Annotated in this window: 18 protein-coding genes; 9 read left to right on the forward strand and 9 right to left on the reverse strand. The window is 68.7% G+C overall.

Annotation, left to right across the window (positions count from 1 at the left end):
- Window positions 1–627: a TetR/AcrR family transcriptional regulator gene (locus C998_RS0106800; RefSeq protein WP_018870107.1), complete on the reverse strand. Its 627-nt coding sequence runs from the start codon at window positions 625–627 to the stop codon at window positions 1–3.
- Between the two features lie 72 nt (window positions 628–699).
- A complete protein-coding gene (locus tag C998_RS0106805) occupies window positions 700–990 on the reverse strand; it encodes an acylphosphatase (protein ID WP_018870108.1) in 291 nt (96 codons plus the stop codon).
- 26 nt (window positions 991–1,016) lie between these two features.
- Here C998_RS0106805 and arsC point away from each other — a divergent pair, with 26 nt between their 5' ends.
- From arsC to C998_RS0106820, 3 genes are read left to right on the forward strand one after another with little or no spacing between them, the layout of a single operon-like run.
- Entirely contained in the window at window positions 1,017–1,379 is a 363-nt protein-coding gene (gene arsC / locus C998_RS0106810) for an arsenate reductase (glutaredoxin) (protein WP_018870109.1), read from the forward strand.
- A complete protein-coding gene (wrbA, locus tag C998_RS0106815; RefSeq protein WP_018870110.1) occupies window positions 1,376–2,002 on the forward strand; it encodes an NAD(P)H:quinone oxidoreductase in 627 nt (208 codons plus the stop codon). The genes arsC and wrbA overlap by 4 nt, the downstream gene beginning before the upstream one ends.
- A complete protein-coding gene (locus C998_RS0106820) occupies window positions 1,999–2,379 on the forward strand; it encodes a DUF2069 domain-containing protein (RefSeq protein WP_018870111.1) in 381 nt (126 codons plus the stop codon). Before wrbA ends, C998_RS0106820 begins: the two co-directional genes overlap by 4 nt.
- Here the strand turns inward: C998_RS0106820 and hda are convergent.
- From hda to C998_RS0106835, 3 genes are read right to left on the reverse strand one after another with little or no spacing between them, the layout of a single operon-like run.
- On the reverse strand, window positions 2,352–3,095 hold the full coding sequence (gene hda / locus C998_RS0106825) for a DnaA regulatory inactivator Hda (RefSeq protein WP_018870112.1): 744 nt from the start codon (window positions 3,093–3,095) through the stop codon (window positions 2,352–2,354). The genes C998_RS0106820 and hda overlap by 28 nt on opposite strands.
- Complete coding sequence (locus C998_RS0106830) at window positions 3,092–4,207, reverse strand: AI-2E family transporter (protein ID WP_018870113.1); 1,116 nt, start codon at window positions 4,205–4,207, stop codon at window positions 3,092–3,094. Before C998_RS0106830 ends, hda begins: the two co-directional genes overlap by 4 nt.
- A gap of 16 nt (window positions 4,208–4,223) precedes the next feature.
- The gene (locus C998_RS0106835; protein ID WP_018870114.1) at window positions 4,224–5,273 is read right to left on the reverse strand and encodes a DUF2066 domain-containing protein; all 1,050 of its coding nucleotides are present in this window, start codon (window positions 5,271–5,273) and stop codon (window positions 4,224–4,226) included.
- A 180-nt stretch (window positions 5,274–5,453) separates the two neighbouring features.
- Here C998_RS0106835 and purM point away from each other — a divergent pair, with 180 nt between their 5' ends.
- Genes purM through C998_RS0106855 form a run of 4 tightly spaced genes read left to right on the forward strand, consistent with a single transcriptional unit; the run spans window position 5,454 to window position 9,430 of the window.
- The gene (purM, locus tag C998_RS0106840; protein ID WP_018870115.1) at window positions 5,454–6,515 is read left to right on the forward strand and encodes a phosphoribosylformylglycinamidine cyclo-ligase; all 1,062 of its coding nucleotides are present in this window, start codon (window positions 5,454–5,456) and stop codon (window positions 6,513–6,515) included.
- 5 nt (window positions 6,516–6,520) lie between these two features.
- Entirely contained in the window at window positions 6,521–7,198 is a 678-nt protein-coding gene (gene purN / locus C998_RS0106845; RefSeq protein ID WP_018870116.1) for a phosphoribosylglycinamide formyltransferase, read from the forward strand.
- On the forward strand, window positions 7,176–8,015 hold the full coding sequence (locus C998_RS0106850; RefSeq protein WP_019589237.1) for a DUF3108 domain-containing protein: 840 nt from the start codon (window positions 7,176–7,178) through the stop codon (window positions 8,013–8,015). The genes purN and C998_RS0106850 overlap by 23 nt, the downstream gene beginning before the upstream one ends.
- 8 nt (window positions 8,016–8,023) lie before the next feature.
- The gene (locus C998_RS0106855; protein WP_018870118.1) at window positions 8,024–9,430 is read left to right on the forward strand and encodes an NAD(P)/FAD-dependent oxidoreductase; all 1,407 of its coding nucleotides are present in this window, start codon (window positions 8,024–8,026) and stop codon (window positions 9,428–9,430) included.
- A 51-nt stretch (window positions 9,431–9,481) separates the two neighbouring features.
- On the opposite strand, the gene C998_RS0106860 is transcribed toward C998_RS0106855, so the two are convergent.
- Window positions 9,482–10,804: a hypothetical protein gene (locus tag C998_RS0106860; protein ID WP_018870119.1), complete on the reverse strand. Its 1,323-nt coding sequence runs from the start codon at window positions 10,802–10,804 to the stop codon at window positions 9,482–9,484.
- A gap of 214 nt (window positions 10,805–11,018) precedes the next feature.
- On the opposite strand from C998_RS0106860, the gene C998_RS0106865 reads away from it, so the two are divergent.
- Window positions 11,019–16,097 (forward strand): PAS domain S-box protein, encoded by a 5,079-nt coding sequence (locus tag C998_RS0106865; RefSeq protein WP_196799380.1) that lies wholly within the window; start codon window positions 11,019–11,021, stop codon window positions 16,095–16,097.
- Window positions 16,094–17,017, forward strand: a complete 924-nt coding sequence (locus C998_RS0106870) for a diguanylate cyclase (RefSeq protein WP_018870121.1) — start codon at window positions 16,094–16,096, stop codon at window positions 17,015–17,017. Before C998_RS0106865 ends, C998_RS0106870 begins: the two co-directional genes overlap by 4 nt.
- On the opposite strand, the gene pmbA is transcribed toward C998_RS0106870, so the two are convergent.
- The 3 genes from pmbA to tldD form a co-directional block, all read right to left on the reverse strand.
- Window positions 17,018–18,391, reverse strand: coding sequence for a metalloprotease PmbA (gene pmbA, locus C998_RS0106875; protein WP_018870122.1), 1,374 nt, complete (start codon window positions 18,389–18,391; stop codon window positions 17,018–17,020). It lies immediately after the preceding gene.
- A gap of 96 nt (window positions 18,392–18,487) precedes the next feature.
- The gene (locus C998_RS0106880; protein ID WP_018870123.1) at window positions 18,488–18,748 is read right to left on the reverse strand and encodes a hypothetical protein; all 261 of its coding nucleotides are present in this window, start codon (window positions 18,746–18,748) and stop codon (window positions 18,488–18,490) included.
- Between the two features lie 59 nt (window positions 18,749–18,807).
- Window positions 18,808–20,247: a metalloprotease TldD gene (gene tldD, locus C998_RS0106885; protein ID WP_018870124.1), complete on the reverse strand. Its 1,440-nt coding sequence runs from the start codon at window positions 20,245–20,247 to the stop codon at window positions 18,808–18,810.
- Between the last annotated feature and the right edge of the window lies 1 nt (window position 20,248).

Below are 20,248 nucleotides of genomic sequence, written 5' to 3' on the forward strand. Positions count from 1 at the left end.
TCATGCGTTCTCCCGGGTGGTGTTGCGAGGCGGATCCATCGCAATCGCCCGCCATGCCGCCTCCTGCATGTCGGGCAAAAAGTCGGACAGGGGACGGTCCAGCACGCCGTCGAGGTACAGGTGCAGCAGGCGGATGGCTCCACCGAAGGCCACGGTGGCCGCCACCGGCACCTCCATCGGCCGCAGCTCGCCGGCCGCCATGCCCTGCTCGATGCATTCGCGCATGCGCTGGAACGGCTGCGACGAACACACCGGCGGTTCATCCGGCAGGAACTCCCGGTGGCGGGACTCCAGCACGAAGCGCATGGTCTGCGGGGCCTGTGCGGTGGTCTCGAACAGAAAGGCGATGATCCCGTCGCAGCGCGTGCGGCAGTCCTGACTCTCCTCCATCACCTGCTGCAGCCCGGCATCCATGCGCTGCAGCAGGTCGTCGTACAGCGCCTTGGCCAGGGCCTCCTTGTTGCCGAAGTGGTGATAGATCGAACCGATGGACACCCCGGCCTGGCGGCGGATGTCGTGGATGGAGGTATTGAAATAGCCGTCGGTGCTGAAGCGCTCCAGTGCGGTGTCCAGCACCAGCTTGCGCAGGGTCTCCCCGCGTACGGCCTTTCCGGGACTGGCGGTCATCGACGTCTCACTAAAACGAACGTTCGTTCTAATCTACACCCGCAATGCATCTGGGGGAAGACCTGCCCCGGCTCAGCCGGTGGTGAAGCGCTCCGGCGGCGGCTGCGGGATCGGAACGTCCTCGGCCTGCAGGTCGTCCACCCGGGCCTGACGGGGGCCTTCGCGCAGCCACGTCCCGAGCCGGTCGAGGGCCTCGGGCGAGCCCACCGCCAGCACCTCCACGCTGCCGTCGGGGAGGTTGCGGGCATGGCCGGTCAGGCCCAGCGGGCGCGCCTGCTTCTGCGTCGAGGCGCGGAAGAACACGCCCTGCACCCGGCCGCTGACACGCCAGCGGCGGGCCCGGTTATCATTGGCTTCAGTCATGAATCCTTCACCTCCGGAGTCCGTGCATGTCCGAATCGCCACGCCCTACGCTGTACCACAACCCGCGCTGCAGCAAGTCCCGCGCCGCGCTGGCCCTGCTGCGTGAACGCGACATCGAGCCGGAGATCGTCGAATACCTGAAGACCCCGCCGGATGCCGACACCCTGCGTGCAATCCTCGCCCGCCTGGGCCTGGGCCCGCGGGATGTCCTGCGCACCGGCGAGGCCGAATACCGCGAACTGGGCCTGAAGGACGCCGAGCTGGACGACGAGGCGCTGATCCGGACCATGGTCGAACACCCGAAACTGATCGAGCGCCCGATCCTCGTCCACGGCGACGCCGCCCGCATCGGCCGGCCGCCCGAACAGATCCTGGAGATCCTGCCATGAGCGCCGCCGTGGAAGTCCTGGTGCTGTACTACAGCCGCTACGGGGCCACTGCCGAACTGGCTCGCCACGTGGCCACCGGCGTGGAGCAGTCCGGGGCCACCGCCCGGGTGCGCACGGTCCCGACGGTGACCACCGGCACCCCGGGCGACATCCCGGCGGTGCCCGACAGCGGCCCGCCGTGGGCCGAGACCCGCGATCTGGAAGAATGCGCCGGGCTGGTGCTGGGCTCGCCGACCCGCTTCGGCAACATGGCCGCGCCGCTGAAACACTTCCTCGACGGCACCAGCGGGCTGTGGGCCAGCGGTGGCCTGGTGGATCGCCCGTTCGGGGTGTTCACCAGCACCGCCAGCCAGCACGGCGGCCAGGAGACCACCCTGCTGACCATGGCCCTGCCGCTGATCCATCAGGGCATGCTGTGGGCCGGCGTGCCGTACACCGTGCCGGAGCTCTCCGCGACCACCACCGGCGGCACGCCCTACGGCGCCAGCCACGTGGCCGGAGAACGCGGCGAGGCGCCGGTCTCGCGCGAGGAACAGCGCATCGCCGGCGCGCTGGGCGAACGCGTGGGACGGCTGGCGCAGCGGCTGCAGGCCGCAGAGGGCCAGGGAGGCGGCAAGGCATGAACCTCGTGGCCCTGTTCCGCTGGATGACCCTGATCGGGTGGTTCGGCCTGTTCGCCACCCTGCTGGCGTTCACCGGCTGGCTGCAGCCGCCGGAGGCCCTGCCGCGCGCCCTCGCGCTGGCCATCCTGCTGGTGCCGCTGCTGTTCCCGCTGCGCGGGATCCTGCATGCGCGCCGCTACACCCATGCCTGGGCCAGCCTGCTGGCGCTGGCCTACATCACCCTCGGGATCACACTGGCATCGGTCGCCAGCGACCGTCTCTACGGTGCGCTGGTCACGGGCTTCAGCCTGGCCTGGTTCGCCGGCTGCCTGCTGTTCGTGAAGCTTGACGCGCGCCGCGCCCGCGCGGCTCAGTCGGCGGCCGAACGCGCCAGCTGATCGCGCACGAAGGGGATGGTCAGGCGGCGCTGTTCGGCCAGCGCCGCCAGATCGAGGCGTTCCAGCAGGACCAGCAGCGCGGCCACGTCCCGCCGCTGGTGGCGCAGTACGTAGTTGGCGACCGCATCCGGCATCTCCAGGCCGCGCCGCCGGGCGCGGTCCACCAGGATGCGCCGGAGGTCCTCTTCCTCCGGGGGCTCCAGGCGGAATACCGGCCCCCAGCCCAGACGGGAGCTCAGATCCGGCAGGGTGGCGCCCATGCCGTCCGGCGGTTCCGGCGCCGCCAGCAACACCCGACAACCGGCATCGCGCAGACGGTTGAGCAGGCCGAACAGCGCCTCGTCCCAGGCCGGCGAGCCGACCACCGCCGCGAGGTCATCCAGCGCCACCAGCCCTGAACGCTCCAGCCCGTCCAGCACCGCCGCGGGCGGCGCCGTGGCCAGTTCGGCCAGCGGCAGGTAGGCGGCCCGGTCGCCGCGCTCGTGCGCCACGTGGCAGGCGGCCTGCAGCAGATGGGTCTTGCCGGTCGCGCCCGGCCCGTGCAGATAGACCTGCGGCTGACTCAGCCCGGCGTTGCGCCCCAGGCTCTCCACGGTGTCGCGCGCGATCCGGTTGGCCTCGGCGTGGTATTCCGCAAAGCGCGAGGCATCGCGCAGCCGCAGGTCCAGCGGGAGCTGGGCCACGTCGGTGTCGGCGCTGGCGGGATCTCGGGTCACGGGTCGGCATCCCCTCCGGGGGCGGGCTGATTGAGCGCGCGATAATGCGCCAGCGCGTGGCGCACCGCAACGGCCAGCACCGCCGCCACCGGCAGGGCCAGCAGCACCCCCACGAACCCGAACAGCTGCCCCCCGGCCAGCACGGCGAAGATCACCGCCACCGGGTGCAGCCCGGTGCGGTCCCCCACCAGCCACGGCGTCAGCCAGACCGATTCGAGGACCTGCGCCACCGCGAAGATCGCCCACACCACCAGCAGCAGGACCCAGCCGTCGCCGGCGAACAGCACTGCAGCGCTGGCCAGGGTAATACCAACGATCACGCCCACATACGGGATGAAACTCACCACACCCGCGATCACGCCGATGGCCAGCCCCAGCTCCACGCCCACCAGCGACAGGGCCACCGCATAGAACAGGCCCAGCGAAACCATCACCAGCAGCTGCCCGCGCAGGAACGCACCCAGCACTTCGTCGGATTCGCGCGCGAAGGTCTCCACCGGGGGCCGCCAGCCCAGCGGCAGCAGGTCATGCAGGCCGTCGATCAGGCGCGGCCAGTCGCGCAGCAGATAGAAGCTCACCACCGGGATCAGCACCAGGTTGAGCACGCCCATCACCAGCGCGGTGGTGGAACTGCCGATCCAGTGCAGCGCGCCGCCGGCCAAGCCGCCCGCCTCCTGCCAGTGGCGCGCCACCATGTCCTGCACCGCCTGCGGATCCAGCACCGGAATGCCGTCGCCGAAATGCCGCTCCAGCCATGGCCGTGCCTGCTGGTCGAACCACGCCATGATCTCCGGCAGGAACAGGAACAACCGCTCCAGCTGGGCGGCAACCAGCGGAATCAGGATCAGCACCACCGCCGCCAGCAGCAGCATCACCAGCAGGAAGATGACCAGCGTGGCCACCGTACGCGAGGTGTTCAGGCGCACCCCCAGGCGGGTCACCAGCGGGTTGAACAGGTAGCCCACCAGCAGCGCGACCAGAAACGGCATGAGAATGGGTGCCAGCAGATACAGCGCGCCGGCCACGACCAGCAGCCCCAGCAGCGCGGCCACGGTGGCGGCGGATACGTTCCCCGGGGCCGGGCCACCGGGGGGCAGGGTTTCTGCGCTCATCGGATCCTCCCCCGGATCAACGCACACCCAGCCACAGTGCGGCGTCGGGGAGCCCGGCCTCTTCCCGTTCCTCCTCCCCGGCCGCGGGGAAACCCGCGTCCTGCAGCACTTCGTCCAGGGCCTCGGCATCCAGACCGGTGCGCAACCGCAGGGTCAGGGCGGCCCCGCCCAGCGAGTCCAGCTGCACGCGTTCGATCGCCTCCATGCCGCCCAGCCGGGCACGCAACTGGCGAAAACCGTCGAAACCCGCCACCCCGGTAAAGCCCACCGTGATCCACTCGGGGTCGTCCGGCACCCGCGCCAGGTCAGCGCCCATCCGGTCCAGCGCCGTGGCGGTCGCCCGACGCGCGGCCGCCGGGGCATCCGCGCCGGTGGCCTCGGCACGGTATTCGCGGTCCCGGTGCACCAGCAGGGCCCGCGCGCGGGTCTCGCCTTCCGCCGGTCGCAGGTGCAGCAGGATCAGGCCGTCCGGACCGTAGCGCCGAGCGGCCTCGAACAGCGGTTCGGTCACGCGTCCGACGATGTCGCTGATGCGCGCCTCGCGCCGGTCCTGCAGATCCCCCAGCGGCAACAGCAGCGGCATGTCCCGCTCGCCGGCCAGGGTCTCCAGTGCGGCCAGCACGCCGGAGTCCTCCCCGACGGACGCGGTGCCCAGCAGGTCACGCCGGCCGTCGGCCTCCTCCACCGCCCACACCAGCAGGGACGGACGCGAGCCGACGATCATCGGAACGGCGGCGTCGCGCAGCGACCGGCGCAGGGCAGTCCGGTCGAACTCCAGGCGATAGCCGCCCGCGTCGCGCGCCTGCTGGCGCTCCAGCGCCGCCGGCAGTTCGTCATCGTCCGGGGTCTCGCGCAGCTCGTCGGCGAGCGCCCGCACCGCGTCGGAATCCAGCCCCGCCACCCGCACCAGCGCCGCGTGGAGCCCTTCCGCCAGCGCCGCTTCGCGCTCTTCCGCATCGCTCTGAACGACCAGCGTCCCCGCCCCCGCGGCCTGTGGCAGCAAAGCGATCAGCCACAGGGACAGGAACAGGGCGACAGCGGAAATGGAACGCGACACGGCAGGCATGGGACTCACGGGCAGCAGGCAGGCAACACGCCGCTCAACATAGCACAGCGCCCGCCGCCGGCGCGCCGCCCGCGCTTTGCACGCCCCGGCACGGGCGGCTAACATGCCCGGGTTCAATGCGCGCCTGCCCGCGGGCAGCGTCGCGGCCCGCCAGAAGGCCCTTTTCCGGGAACGTTGCCCATGTCCGAATCCTCTTCCGGTCTGACCTATCGCGAGGCCGGCGTCGACATCGCCGCCGGGTCGGAACTCGTCGAACGCATCAAGCCGCACGCGCAGCGCACCCTGCGCCCCGAGGTCCTGGCGGGCCTGGGCGGTTTCGGCGCGCTGTTCGAACTGCCCGTGGATCGCTACCGCCAGCCGGTGCTGGTGTCCGGCACCGACGGGGTCGGCACCAAGCTGCGCCTTGCCCAGCAGACCGATCGTCACGACTCGATCGGCATCGATCTGGTGGCGATGTGCGTGAACGACATCATCGTTCAGCGCGCCGAGCCGCTGTTCTTTCTCGACTATTACGCCACCGGCCACCTCGACATCGACATCGCCGGCGATGTCATCACCGGCATCGCCGAGGGCTGCGAGCAGGCCGGCTGCGCGCTGATCGGCGGCGAAACCGCCGAGATGCCCGGCATGTACCAGGGCGAGGACTACGACGTCGCCGGCTTCGCGGTCGGCATCGCGGAGAAGGATCAGCTGCTGGACGGCAGCCAGGTGGCCGCGGGCGACGTGATCCTCGGGCTGGCGTCCAGCGGTCCGCATTCCAACGGCTACTCGCTGATCCGGCGGGTCCTGGAACACGTGCAGGCGGACCTCGACGCGCCGCTGCCCGGCGGCGACGGCGAGACCCTGGGCGCGGCCCTGATGGCGCCCACCCGCATCTATGCCCGGCCGCTGCTGGAGGTCATGGCACGCCACCCGGTGCACGCAGCGGCCCACATCACCGGCGGCGGCCTGACCGAGAACCTGCCGCGCGTGCTGCTCTCGGAGACCCTGCATGCGCGCATCGACACGAACGCCTGGCAGTGGCCGGCGGTGTTCCGCTGGCTGCAGCAACAGGGCGGCATCGCCGACGAGGAGATGCTGCTGACCTTCAACTGCGGCATCGGCATGACGCTGATCCTGCCGGAGGCCAGCGTGGAGGCGGTGTCTTCGGAACTGGCCGCCGCCGGCGTCCCGGCCTGGCCGATCGGCGTGGTCGCCGAGTGCGCGGAACACGAACCCGGCGTGGTGTACACCGCGGGATGACAGGCATGGCCCCGCAACGCCTGGTCGTGCTGATCTCCGGGCGCGGCAGCAACCTCAAGGCCCTGATCGACGCCTGTGAACGCGGCGAGATCAACGCCCGCGTGGTCGGCGTGATCAGCAACCGCCCCGAGGCCGGCGGGCTCGAGTTCGCGCGCGCCCGCGGCATCCCGGAGCAGGTCCTCAACCACCGCGACTACGAAGGGCGCGAACCGTTCGATGCGGCGCTGGCCGAGGCCATCGAGGCGTTCGAGCCGGACCTGGTCCTGCTGGCCGGGTTCATGCGCATCCTGACCCCGGGATTCGTGGAACGCTTTACCGGACGGTTGCTGAACATTCACCCGTCGCTGTTGCCGAAGTACCGCGGACTGGACACCCATGCCCGCGCCCTGGCTGACGGCGAGACCGAACACGGCGCCAGCGTGCACTTCGTCACGCCGGAACTGGACGGGGGACCGGTTATCATGCAGGCACGGGTCCCGGTTCTGGCCGACGACACCGAAGCCTCCCTGAGTGCGCGCGTGCAGCAGGCCGAGCACCGCCTCTACCCCGCAGCAGCCGGGCTGGTGTGTTCAGGGCGGATTCAGTGGTCGGAACCCACGATCCGGTACGATGGCGCCCCGCTGGAGGCGCCCCTGCAGCTCGATCACGAGGTGACTTCCCATGCCCCAGGTGAATCGTCCTGACGCCGCCCGACGGCGTTTCACGGCGCGGTTGCTGACCGGTCTCGTCCTGGCGCTGGCCGCGATCCTCGCAACGGCGTTCCCGACCGCCGCCCCTGCCGCCGACAGCAACGCGGACCCGGCGGACGCGTCGCGGATCCCGCCGTTCACCGCCAGCTTCGAAGCCACGGCCATGGCCAGCACGCTGAATGCCTCCATGAGCCTCAACCACGAAGACCTCCGCACGCGGATGGCGATGGATGCCCACGTGACCGGATTCCTGCGCGTACTCGGGCGTTTCGAACTCAGCCGCGAATCGCTGCTGAACACCAATGGTTCCGGCCTGCACCTGATCTCGTCGCGCTCCCACCAGGTCACCCCGCGCGACGAGCGCAAAGTCGAAACCCGCCTGGACCACGAGGAACAGCAGGCCATCGGCCACATCGACAGCGAGCGGTTCACGCTCGACGTGCCCGAAGGCACCCTCGACTTCCTTGGCTCGTTGTACATGATGATGCAGCAGCTGGAAACCGGCGAACTGGGCGTCACCGGCGACACCGTCCGCATCCGCACCCTGGAGCGCGACCGCCTGCGCGAATACGAATTCCGCCGCGACGGCGAGGAGACCGTGGACTCCGGCATCGGCTCGCTGGACACCGTGCGCGTGGTCCGCCGCAGCGACAACGGCGATGTCGAACTCGCCGCCTGGTTCGCCCCGGACCTGAACCACATCCCCGTGCGCTTCGACTACGAGGCCGGGGGGCGCGTGTTCGAACTCGAACTGACCGCGCTGGAATGGCACGAACCCATCATCGACCTGACCGAAGACCCCAATCCGTGAGCACATCCATGAGCGAAACCTTCGACCTGGCCATCATCGGCAGCGGCCCCGGCGGTTATCGCGCCGCCGTCCTCGGCGCCCTGCGCGGACTCTCCGTCGTCATCATCGAGAAGGACACCTGGGGCGGCTGCTGCCTCAACCGCGGCTGCGTGCCCAAGAAGGACTGGTACCACACCGCGCGCACCGTGGCTGCCCAGCGCCACTTCGAGGGCCGCGGCATCCGGGGCTCGCTGAGCGCGGAGATGGATCCGGCCTGGGACCACCAGAAGGAGGTCGTGACCTCGGTGCGCGACTCCTACCTGGAATACATGAAGCACCTGAAGATCCAGTACCGCGAGGGCACCGCCCGCTTTCGCGACGCCAGTACCCTGGAGGTCACGGGCGCCGACGGCAGCGAGACCCTGGAGGCGAAGCACACCATCATCGCCACCGGCGCCACCGCCACCGTACCCGCCCCGTTCGAGGCCGTCCCCGGGCGGGTGATCACCACCGACATGCTGTTCGACGAGCGTCCGCCGCAGGGCCGCCGGGTGGCGATCATCGGCTCCGGCGTGGTGGCCACCGAATTCGCCTTCATCTTCTCCATGCTTGGCAAGGAAGTGACCTGGCTGACCCGCTCGAAACCCCTGAACGGCCAGAAGTTCAGCCCCCAGGCCCTGTCGACGCTGAAGGACAAGCTGGGTGAGAACGGCGTCGAGCCGATCCGGGTGAAGGGCTACGAGAGCGTGGAGACCACCGATAACGGCGTCGTCATCACCGATCAGGACGGCGGGCGCCACGAGGTCGACTGGGTCCTGCTGGGTACCGGCCGCACGCCGCATACCGCGGACCTGAACCTGGAAGGCGTCGGCGTGCAGACGGACGCGCGCGGTTTCGTGCAGCGGCGCGCCACGCTGCAGACCGACGTCGACCACATCTATGCCATCGGCGACGTCGCCAGCGAATGGCAGACCGCCAACCACGCGCTGGCCGATGCCACCATCGCGGTGGAGAACATCCAGACCGGCAACACCCGCGAGCAGGACGAACGCTACGTGCCGATCGCCATCTATTCGGCGGTGGAGATGGCGCGCCTGGGCATGGACGAGGACGATGCCGAGGACGAAGAGCTGGAACCCGCGGTCGGCTTCGCCGCGTTCGAGACCTCGCCACGCGCCCTGGGGCAGGACGAGCCCGAGGGCTTCGTCCGCCTGATCGGCGACATGGACACCGGCGGCCTGCTGGGCGGGGAGGTCATCGGCGGTGACGCCGGCGAGCTGATCCACATCCTGTCGCTGGCCCCCGATCGCGACACCGCGCTCAACTGGATCGCCAGGGGCCAGTGGAACCACCCGGCCCGCGCCGAGGAGTTCCTCAACGCCACCGAGACCCTGGCCTCCAAGTGGGGCCTGAAGGCCGAGATCTTCGACCTGTGACCCGCCGGCCGGCGCTCGTCGCCGGCCGGCGCTCGTCGCCGGCCGCCTGTCTCAATCCCCGCGCCGCGTCATCCGCACCGCATGTTCGTGCGGATAGCGCGCCGCATGGAAGCGGCCCTCCCAGGTGTCCGCATCCATGCGTTCGAGCTCCAGGTGATAGCTCTCCTGCTGGTCCGGGGTCGGGTTCCACACCAGTTCCACGCGGTCCCCGTCTGCGGCAAGCGCCACCGAATCCAGATCACCGCTGGCGCCGTCCAGCCCGGGCCCGCGGGCATTGCCCATCAGGAAATCGCCCTGCGCGCGGGTCTCGCCACGGCCGTGAAACACGCTGAAATACGCCAGCGGCACGTCACCCTCGACCAGCGCCGCACGCCACGAACCCTGCAGCGCACCGGCGGGCTGGCCACCCTTGCCGTACTCGGCATCCCGGGCGTCCTTCCCGGCGTCGTCCGGGTCATCCGGGGTGGCATCCTGGGCGTCATCTTCCTCCAGCCATGGCGGCGGCGGGCGCCGGTCCACCGCCCAGGCGGTGCGGACCTGTGCGTCCGGCCCGACGCTCAGGCGCTGCCAGATCGCCTCCAGCTCGTGGTCCATCAGGTCGCCGTCGCGCAGCAGGACCTCCACGCCGCCCGGCTCCTCCAGCCCGACCTCCACCACCGCTTCGGCGAACGGCTCGGCGAAGCCGACGCTCTCGCGGGCCTCCAGCTGTCCCGGCCGGGTCTCCAGCAGGGACCCCAGCAGGAATGCCGGGTCCGGACCACCTTCCGGCGTTGAGGGCAGCGATGGCGGGACGAAATCCCACAGCTCCTCGCCGTTGTCACGCCACTGCGTGACCCGGTCACCCAGCGGTTCGGGATCGGTACAGGCCTGCTCGAGGCAGCGGGCCTGTTCGATGGCCGATGCGTCCAGGCTCCGGCGCGAGGCCGCGACCACGTGACCCGGGAACCCCTGGATCGGGCTCATCACCATGCGCCAGGAGACCCCGTCCCACGCCCCGCCGTCGTTACCGTCGCCGGCCTCCTCGTCCGAAGGTTCAAAACGGTCGATCTGCACGAAATGCAGATCCCGCATCCGCCCGGGCGGACTGCCCTCCATCCACTCGAAGCCCGCCTGCATCCGGTAACGCGCCGGTTCCGCCGGACCCTCGAGGCCTTCCAGCAACAGGATGGGCACGGTCCACGGCCCGGCCCGTTCGAACGGCCGCACCGATTCGCGCTGCTCGGGCGGCAGACGCTCGCGCAACAGTTCCGGTATCTCTCCGCTCTCGACCCGGCAATACCCTTCCGCTGCGACGAAATCACGTGCAGCCTCGCCCATGTCCTGCGGCGGTGCGGCCACCGCGCCCCCCGCCGCCAGCCCGACGAACGCGGCCACGATCCCCGCGTGCCGTACGGGTCCGCGCTGTCTCCGGGTTGAATCCTGCATGTTTCTCCCCTCCCTTCAGGTGATGCCGGTTCATACTGCCGGAACCGTATCGCCGACGCCCCCCATGAGCGGAGAGGAACCGACCGCTGCGAACGGGTTCTCGCACCCGCCCCCGGAATGCGCGAGACTTTCATCACACTCAGCCAGGCGCGTGAACCAGGGCATGACGACTCCCCCCATCGGTGACGGCGATGCTCCGCAGACCCCGATCGCAGGCGAGGAGCGTTTCCGCACGCTGTTCGAGCTGTATCCCGACGCCACGGTGCTGATCGATCCAGAAACCAGTCGGCCGACCGAATTCAACCGGCTGGCCCACGAGCAGCTCGGTTACACCGCCGAGGAGTTCCATCGCCTGCGCATCACCGATTTCGACGCGCAGAAGACCCCGGAAGAAATCGCCGAACACATCGAACGGATCCTTGTGCAGGGACGGGATGACTTCGAGACCCGACACCGCCGCAAGGACGGCCGGATCATCGACGTACGGGTCTCGGTGGTGCTGCTGACACAGGAGGAGAAGCCCCTGTTCCTCGCGGTCTTCCGCGACATCTCCCGGGTGAAGGAGGACGGTCGGGCGCTGGAGCGCAGCCGCGAGCGCCTGGCCCTGGCCACGGAGTCGGCCGGCCTGGGGATCTGGGACTACGACATGGCCAGCGGCCACCTGGAATGGGACGACGGCATGTTCCGCCTCTACGGCATCGACCCCGCCGAGTTCGGGAATGCCTTCGAGGACTGGGCCGGGACACTGACCCCGGATTCCCGGGATACGGCTGTGGCCGCCTTCCGGGCCGCCGTTGAATCCGACGCACCATTCGACCTCCGGATCACCATTCGCCGCGCCGATGACGGGACCATACGCACCCTGCACGGTCAGGCCCAGGTCATCCGGGACAGTGCCGGCCGGGCCATGCGGGTCGTGGGCGTCAACCGCGACATCAGCGAGGAGGAGGCCAACCGCCAGCGGCTCGCCGCCGAGGAAGCGAAATTCCGTGGCCTGTTCGAGCTCTCGCCGGTCGGCATCGCCATGAACGACTTCGCCACCGGTGAATTCCTCGATTTCAATGCCGCCATTAATGAGCCCGCCGGCTATACGCGCGAAGAATTCCTGCAGCTGAGTTACTTCGAGGTTACTCCCGAAGAATACATGGCCGACGAACAGGCCATGCTCGAATCGATGCAGCGCACCGGCCGCTACGGGCCGTTCCAGAAGGAGTACATCCGCAAGGACGGTTCACGCTATCCGGTCCTGCTCCACGGCTTCAGGACCACGACGCCGGACGGGCGCGAGGTGATCTGGTCGATCATCCAGGACATCTCCGATATCGAACGGACCCGCCAGGAACTGGAAGATGCACGCAACCAGTTTGCCTCGCTGGTGGAGAACATCCCCGGGATCACCTTCCGCTGCCTGTACGATGACGCCTGGACCATGCTCTTCATGAGCCGGGCGGCCGACCCGCTGACGGGTTATGACGCAGCGGAGCTGATCAATAACACCGTCGTCTCGTACGCACAGCTGATCCACCCCGACGATGCCGACCGGGTCGCGCAGACCATCGCGGAGGCGATCGCCGACGACCGGCCGTGGGAGACCCTGTACCGGATCCGGCATCGCGACGGCTCCATTCGCTGGGCCCAGGAACGGGGCATCGCCGTGCGTGACGAACAGGGCGGGGTCGCCTGGCTGGACGGTTTCATCCTCGACATCACCGAACAGAAGCAGGCCGAGGCCCGCGCCGCCGAGATCGAGTCGACAACGCGTCGGCACCGGACGGCCGTGGACGCCATCGCCCATACCATTGCCGCGGAGGACGATGTCGGGGCGATCCTGGAGACCACCTGCCGCAGTCTGGGCGAGGCCCTGGGTGCCGACCGGGCGCTGGTCTACGACATCGATTTCGAACGCGAGCTGGTCACCGGCCGGGAGGAATGGCTCAATCCCGAACGGCCTGCCATCACGCCGTCGATCGGCACCTACCCGCTGGCAGTATTCGGCAACGGCTTGCGCGAGATGCGTAACCGCCAGGGCTGGATGAACAGTCATGCAGACGCGCCCCACCCGAGCCTGGTTGCGGACGGCGCGACCGGCATCCTGCACGACGAAATGGGTATCGGAACCCTGCTGTGGTATCCGTTCGGTTTTCGCCAGAGCGGTTTCCATCTGCTGGTCCTCAACTGGCTGGACCGTCAGCCGGAACCGGACGAGCAGCAACTCGGTTTTCTCGCCTCGGTTGCCGGTCTGGTCGAACTGGCCCGGAACAAGATCCGCCTGCTGGAAGAACAGCAGCATGCGCAAGAACAGTACGAGGTCCTGTTCCGCGAGCTGCAGGACGGCTTCGCTCTGCACGAGATCATCTGCGACGACGACGGGAACCCGGTGGATTACCGTTATCTCGCGGTCAACCCCGCATTCGAGCAACTCACCGGACTGAAAGCCGAAACGACGGTCGGCCGGCGTGTGCGCGAAATCCTTCCCGGGGTCGAATCACACTGGATCGAAAACTTCGGACGCGTCGCACTGACCGGGGAGAACTGCACCATCGAGGATTATGCCGCCGAGCTTGGGCGGTACTTTTCCACCACGGCCTTCCAGCCGGAGCCCGGACGTTTCGCCTGTCTGATCCGCGACGTCACCGACCGCCGGAATGCGGAACAGGCCCTGCGCGAATCCAGGGAGCGCTTCGCCGGCATATTCGAGCAGACCGGCAGCGGGGTGGCGGTCTACCGCCCGGTGGACGACGGCGAGGACTTCGTGTTCATCGACTACAACCCGGCAGCGGCACAGATGGACCGGACCACCCGCGACGCGGTCATCGGACATCGGCTCACCGAATGCTTCCCCGGTGTCCGCGAGATGGGGCTGTTGCAGGCCTTACAGTGGGTGGCCCGGACCGGGGAACCGGAACAACTGCCGATCTCCCAGTACCACGATAACCGCATCGCCGGCTGGCGCGAGAACCGGATCTTCCGCCTCTCCTCCGGCGAGATCGTCGCGGTCTACGACGACCTCACCGAGATCAAGCAGGCCCAGCAGCAGTCCGAGCAGGCACGCGAGCAGGCGGAGCGGGCCAGCCGCGCCAAGAGCGAGTTCCTGGCCAACATGAGCCACGAGATCCGCACGCCGATGAACGCGGTCATCGGCCTGAGCCAGCTGCTGGAACAGACCGAGCTGGACGCGAAGCAGCGCGATCAGGTGCACAAGATCCAGCAATCCTCGCGGATGCTGCTCGGCCTCATCAACGACATCCTCGACTTCTCCAAGATCGAGGCCGGCCAGCTGGAGCTGGAAGCGCGCGACTTCAGACTCGACGAGGTGGTCGAGCAGATGGCGACGCTGTTCGGCGAGAAGGCCCACGCCGGGGGACTGGAACTGCTCTACGACGTCCAGCCCGACCTGCCGCGCGCCCTGGTTGGCGACGACCTGCGCCTGTCTCAGGTGCTCGGCAACCTGCTCGCCAATGCGACCAAGTTCACCGAGCGCGGCGGGACGGTGGAGCTCGGGATCCGCGCGACCGGGCCGGTGACGGATGGCCAGGCCACCCTGCGCTTTTTTGTACGCGACACCGGTATTGGCATGAGCGAGGAGCAGCTCGCCCGGCTGTTCCGCCCCTTCAGCCAGGCCGACACCTCTACCACCCGCAAGTACGGAGGCACCGGCCTGGGGCTGGTGATCAGCCGACGCCTGGTGGAGGCCATGGGCGGCAAACTGGAGGTGGAGTCGGTCCCCGACGAGGGCAGCACCTTCGCCTTCAACCTGACCCTGCCGCTGGGCCAGGACCGACAGGCGATTGTCGAGTGCCCCGAGACCACGGGCCGCCGGGTGCTGATCGTCGACGACCAGGCCAGTGCCCGGAAGATCATGCGCGAACTCCTGCACCACTGCCATTACTTCACCGAGGAGGCCGACAGTGGCGAGGCCGCCGTCGAGCAGGTGGTGGCGGCGGAACGCCGCGGCGAGCCGTTCGACTTCATCCTGATGGACTGGATGATGCCGGGCGGCATGAATGGCAGCGAGACCTGCGAAGCCCTCGAGTGCCTGCGCCAGCGCGGCGAACTGAAGCGGACGCGGCCCCCGATCCTGATGGTCAGCGCCTACGCCCGGGATGAAATCACCCTGCCTGAAGGGCTGACCACCGACTACCTGGCCAAGCCGATCACCGCCTCATCACTCTACGATGCCCTGGTGCGGGCAGAAGGTGGCGGCCCCCCTGATCGTGCTCCGCAGGCAGCCCGGGTGCCGAAGCTGGGCGGCCATCGTGTGCTGCTGGTGGAAGATAACGAGATCAACCAGGAAGTAGGCAGGGAGCTTCTTGAAAAAACCGGCGCCCGCGTAACCACAGCCGACAACGGCGCCGAGGCGGTCGAGGCCGTGCGCGCGGAGAAGCCCGATCTGGTACTGATGGATCTGCAGATGCCCGTAATGGACGGTTTCGATGCAACCCGGAACCTGCGGGCCGATGGCTACACGGGCCCCGTTCTGGCCCTCTCGGCGGCAGTCATGGAAGAAGACCGCCAACGCGCGCGGGATGCCGGGGTCAACGGACACCTCGGCAAACCCGTCGACAGCACCGAACTCTACGCCGCACTCGCGAGCCATCTCGACGCCTCCACAACGGAGCCCACGCCCGGCAAAGAAGAGGAAGACTCTTCCACCCCCGCTCTTCCCGCCACGCTGCCGGGCTTCGACCCGGCAAGGGGCCTGCGGCATTTCGGCGGCGATGCGGCCCTTTACTCCCGACAGCTGCACAACTTCAGGGACCGACTGGTCTCTGATTACGAGCCGCTGATCGGCCACCTGCACGCCTCGCGGGACGACGACGCGCACCGGCTCGCACACAACCTGAAGGGGGTCGCCGGAACCCTCGCCGCCACGACCCTGCAGTCCCTGGCCGAACAGATCGACCGCCTGATCAAGGACGGCGACCCCGTGTCCGCCGGGCTCATACATCGTCTGGAAACCGCATTCCGGGAAGCCTCACAATCGCTCGCAAACCTTCCCGACATTGCACAAGACAATGCGGCTGGTTCAGTGCACGCGGTCGCCACCCTGCGCCAGCAACTGGAAGCCAGCGAACTGATCGAAGAGGAAACCCTGCGCGAGGCCCTGGCATGGCTGCGGGGTCGCGGTCTGGACTGCGAGAGACTGGAAGCGCAGGTACAACGCATGGCATTCGATGAGGCCCTGCAAACCCTCGACGAGCTGACACCCGGACAGGGGCCTGATCAAGGAAACATTACATGAACCACGATGAACCGAAGCCGACCCTGCTGCTGGTCGACGACGAACCGACCAACATCCAGGCGCTGGGACACCTTCTGAAGGACGATTACCGCATTCGGGTTGCGAACAACGGCGAGAAGGCCCTGGCGCTGGCCGCAGAGGGTGCCCCGGAGCGCCCCGACCTGATCCTGCTGGACATCCAGATGCCCGGCATCGACGGCTACGAGGTCTGTCGACGCCTGAAGGAAGACCCGCACACCAGCAACATCGCCGTCATCTTCGTCTCGGCACTCGACGACGCGCGCGACGAAGAGCACGGACTGAACCTGGGCGCCGTGGACTACATCGCCCGGCCGTTCAGCCCGGCGATCGTCCGCGCCCGAGTCAACACGCACGTGAAACTCAAGCGCAGGACCGACCTGCTGGAACAGTACGCAATGCTCGACGGCCTCACCGGCGTTCCCAATCGTCGCTATTTCGACGAGCACCTGGACCGGGAGACCCGCCGCAGTCAGCGCGACGGGGAACCCCTGTCACTGATCATGCTCGACATCGACCACTTCAAGGCCTTCAACGACCATTACGGGCACGGGGCCGGGGATCGCTGCCTGCAGAAAGTCGCTGAAACACTTGCGCGGACGCTGAACCGGCCCGGGGACACCCTGTGCCGTTATGGCGGCGAGGAATTCGTGGCCATGCTCCCCGGGACGCCGACATCCGGTGCGCTGGAGGTCACCGAGAAACTGAGAAACGCGGTTGAGGAGCTGGCCTTTCCGCATGGATATTCCGCTGCGAGCCCGGTGGTGACCGTGAGCCTGGGGGCCGCGACCCTCGACCCCGTCGGAGAACCCGGAGCCGACGCGCAGTCGGTGCTCGCGCGGGCGGACGACGCTCTGTACCAGGCCAAGAAAGCCGGACGCAACCGCTGCTGCGGGGGCTGATTATTCCCCGGCGACGGTCATCGACTCGATCAGGATGGAGCCGGTGCGGATGTTCCCGCGATAGTCGACGTCGGAACCGGTGGCGACGATGGCGCGGAACATGTCCTTTAGGTTGCCGGCGATGGTGATCTCCTCCACCGGATGGACGATCTCGCCGTTTTCCACCCAGAACCCGGCCGCGCCGCGCGAGTAGTCGCCGGTCACCGGATTCACGCCCTGACCGATCAGCTCGGTCACCAGCAGTCCGGTGCCCATCTCGCGCAGCATGCCCGGGGCGTCCAGCGTCCCCGGACGCACCGTCACGTTGCGCGCGCCGCCGGCGTTGCCGGTGGTCTCGCGGCCGAGGCGCCGGGCGGCGTAGCTGTCGAGGGTGTAGCTGCGCAGCACGCCGCGGTCCACCAGCGGCCGGTTGCGGGTCTGCACGCCCTCGCCGTCGAACGGCGCGCTGCCCAGCCCGCGCGGGGTCAGCGGGCGCTCCTCGATGCGCATCCATTCGGGGAAGATGCGTTCGTCCAGGGCATTCAGCAGGAACGAGCTCTCGCGGAACTGGGCCGGGCCGGAGATCGCGCGGGTGAAGCTGCCGATCAGGGTGCGCGCCATCTCCGGGGCGAACAGCACCGGGCAGCTGCGGGTGGAGAGCTTTTCCCCGCCCAGCCGGCGCACGGTGCGCTCCGCCGCCTCGCGTCCGATGTCCTCGGGGATGCCCAGATCGGCGGCGCGGCGGCTGACGCTGTAGGCATAATCGCGCTGCATGCCGTCATCGCCGCGCGCCACCAGGGCGCAGGACAGCGAATGGCGGGTGCTGCGATAGCCGCCCATGAAGCCCTGGGTGTCGCCGAGGAACGCCATCGCGCGGCGGGTATTCACCGAGGCGCCTTCGGAGTTCTCGATGCGCGACTCGGCGTCGAACCCGGCCTGTTCGGTGCGCTGCGCCAGCTCGGTGGCCTGCGCGATGGACAGCTCCCAGGGGTGATCCAGGTCCAGATCTTCCCAGTCCACTGCCTTGAAGGCGATCGACGGCATGCCGGCATACGGATCCGGCTCGGTATAGCGGGCGATGCGGCAGGCCGCCTCGACGGTGTCGAGCAGGGCCTGCTCGCTGAAATCGGTGGTCGATGCCGCGCCCTTGGACTGGCCGAAATGCGCGATCAGCGACAGGTTCTGGTCGCGTTCGTGCTCCAGGGTCTCGATCTCGCCCTTGCGCACCCCCAGGTCCAGACCCACGCTGTGGCTGACGACCACCTGGGCATCGGTGGCCCCCTGCTTCTTTGCCTCCTCCAGCGCCTGCTGCACGCGGGCGCGCAGGGATTCGGGGCTGTGCGACAGCGCCTGGGCGGCGGCTTCGGGGGTCTCGACTGCGGGACGTTGACTCATGCGGATTCCGGTCGGTTGTTCGATGGGGGAGACAAAAAACCACGGGTCCGCACCCGCCCCACCAGGGGCGGGCACGGACCCCGTGTCGAGGACGGACTAGACGCGCGCGCCGTGCTTGTGGACCGCGCCCACGTTGCCCCAGCGTTCGAGGTCATCCACGTGCACGCCGACCCAGTACAGCATGCCCACGCTGTCGCGGGTCCAGCCGCCGATCAGCTCCTGGCCCTCGCCCAGATTGACGTGGCGGGCGAATTCCTCGGCCTTGTCGCGGGCCCGGAACACGTGCCACTGCACCACCTTGTCGTGGCCGTGGCCTTCCGGGAGGGAGCGTTCCTGTTCCAGAAAATCGGTATTCATGCGGCTCTCCTTTTCTTGCTCGCCAGATCCGGTCCGGTGACGCCCCGGACGCTGCCGGGTCATGCTGCCTGGGTGCCCCCGACGGTCATGCCGTCGATGCGCAGCGTGGGCTGGCCCACGCCCACCGGCACGCCCTGCCCCTCCTTGCCGCAGGTACCCACGCCGGGGTCGAGCTGCATGTCGTTGCCGACCATCGACACGCGGGTCAGGACATCCGGACCGTTACCGATCAGGGTCGCACCCTTCACCGGCCGCGTCACCTTTCCGTTCTCTATGAGATAGGCCTCCGAAGCCGAAAACACAAACTTCCCGGAGGTGATGTCCACCTGACCGCCGCCGAAATTGACCGCATACAGGCCGTCTTCCACCGAACCGATGATCTCCTCGGGATCGGCGGAACCGCCCAGCATGTAGGTGTTGGTCATGCGCGGCATGGGCAGATGGGCGTAGGACTCGCGCCGACCGTTGCCGGTGGTCTGCGTGCCGCTCAGGCGCGCGTTGAGCTCGTCCTGCATGTAGCCGCGCAGGATGCCGTCCTCGATCAGCACGGTTTCCTCGGTCGGATTGCCCTCGTCATCGACATTGAGCGAGCCGCGGCGCCCGGCCAGCGTGCCGTCGTCGACGATGGTGATGCCCTCGGCCGCGACCCGTTCGCCAATGCGTCCGGCGAAGGCGGAGGTGCCCTTGCGGTTGAAGTCGCCTTCCAGGCCGTGGCCGATCGCCTCGTGCAGCAGCACGCCGGGCCAGCCCGGACCGAGGACCACTTTCATGCTGCCGGCCGGGGCATCCACCGCCTCGAGGTTCACCAGCGCCTGACGCACCGCCTCGCGCGCATGCGCAGCGGCCTGACCGTTCTCGATCAACTGGCGATAACCGAAGCGGCCGCCGCCGCCGGAGCTGCCCGATTCGCGGCGTCCGCCCTGCTCGACGATTACCTGGACGTTCAGACGCACCAGCGGGCGCACGTCGGTGGTCAGCTCGCCGCGCGCGTTGAGCACCATCACCACCTCGCGCGAGCCGGCCAGCGAGCACATCACCTGGGTCACGCGCGGATCGGCGGCGCGGGCCTCGGCGTCAACCTCCTTGAGCAGGTCGATCTTCTCCTGCTCGTCCAGGGAGTCGATGGGGTTGTCGGGCACGTAAAGCTCGCGCGAGGGCGTGCGCCCCTGCACCGCCATGCCGCCGCTCTGGCCCGCTCGGGCGATGCTGCGCGCGGTGCCCGCCGCCTCCAGCAGGGCGGGCATCGCGAGATCGTCGGAATACGCGAAGCCCGTCTGTTCGCCGCGCACTACGCGAATGCCGGCGCCGCGCTCGATGTTGAAGCTCGCCGACTTGACGATCCCGTCCTCCAGCGACCAGCCCTCCTGGCAGGCGAACTGGAAATAGCAGTCACCGCCGTCGATGCCCTGGCCGAAGGTCGTTCCGACCAGGCGGGAGAGTTCGGACTCGCCGAGACCGGCGGGATCCAGCAGGGTCTGTCGGGCCAGGTTGTCGATCATG

Source organism: Thioalkalivibrio sp. ALgr3 (assembly GCF_000377325.1).
In the GTDB taxonomy this organism is placed as follows: Bacteria; Pseudomonadota; Gammaproteobacteria; order Ectothiorhodospirales; family Ectothiorhodospiraceae; genus Thioalkalivibrio.

What these genes read in the sequence shown, in the direction of transcription:
- arsC (WP_018870109.1), top strand. Translation starts at nt 1,017, where the DNA reads ATGTCCGAATCGCCACGCCCTACGCTGTACCACAACCCGCGCTGCAGC.
- C998_RS0106800 (WP_018870107.1), bottom strand. Translation starts at nt 627, where the DNA reads ATGACCGCCAGTCCCGGAAAGGCCGTACGCGGGGAGACCCTGCGCAAG.
- C998_RS0106865 (WP_196799380.1), top strand. Translation starts at nt 11,019, where the DNA reads ATGACGACTCCCCCCATCGGTGACGGCGATGCTCCGCAGACCCCGATC.
- C998_RS0106870 (WP_018870121.1), top strand. Translation starts at nt 16,094, where the DNA reads ATGAACCACGATGAACCGAAGCCGACCCTGCTGCTGGTCGACGACGAA.
- C998_RS0106835 (WP_018870114.1), bottom strand. Translation starts at nt 5,273, where the DNA reads ATGCCTGCCGTGTCGCGTTCCATTTCCGCTGTCGCCCTGTTCCTGTCC.
- wrbA (WP_018870110.1), top strand. Translation starts at nt 1,376, where the DNA reads ATGAGCGCCGCCGTGGAAGTCCTGGTGCTGTACTACAGCCGCTACGGG.
- C998_RS0106830 (WP_018870113.1), bottom strand. Translation starts at nt 4,207, where the DNA reads ATGAGCGCAGAAACCCTGCCCCCCGGTGGCCCGGCCCCGGGGAACGTA.
- C998_RS0106850 (WP_019589237.1), top strand. Translation starts at nt 7,176, where the DNA reads ATGCCCCAGGTGAATCGTCCTGACGCCGCCCGACGGCGTTTCACGGCG.
- purM (WP_018870115.1), top strand. Translation starts at nt 5,454, where the DNA reads ATGTCCGAATCCTCTTCCGGTCTGACCTATCGCGAGGCCGGCGTCGAC.
- C998_RS0106855 (WP_018870118.1), top strand. Translation starts at nt 8,024, where the DNA reads ATGAGCGAAACCTTCGACCTGGCCATCATCGGCAGCGGCCCCGGCGGT.
- C998_RS0106880 (WP_018870123.1), bottom strand. Translation starts at nt 18,748, where the DNA reads ATGAATACCGATTTTCTGGAACAGGAACGCTCCCTCCCGGAAGGCCAC.
- C998_RS0106820 (WP_018870111.1), top strand. Translation starts at nt 1,999, where the DNA reads ATGAACCTCGTGGCCCTGTTCCGCTGGATGACCCTGATCGGGTGGTTC.
- C998_RS0106805 (WP_018870108.1), bottom strand. Translation starts at nt 990, where the DNA reads ATGACTGAAGCCAATGATAACCGGGCCCGCCGCTGGCGTGTCAGCGGC.
- tldD (WP_018870124.1), bottom strand. Translation starts at nt 20,247, where the DNA reads ATGATCGACAACCTGGCCCGACAGACCCTGCTGGATCCCGCCGGTCTC.
- purN (WP_018870116.1), top strand. Translation starts at nt 6,521, where the DNA reads ATGGCCCCGCAACGCCTGGTCGTGCTGATCTCCGGGCGCGGCAGCAAC.
- pmbA (WP_018870122.1), bottom strand. Translation starts at nt 18,391, where the DNA reads ATGAGTCAACGTCCCGCAGTCGAGACCCCCGAAGCCGCCGCCCAGGCG.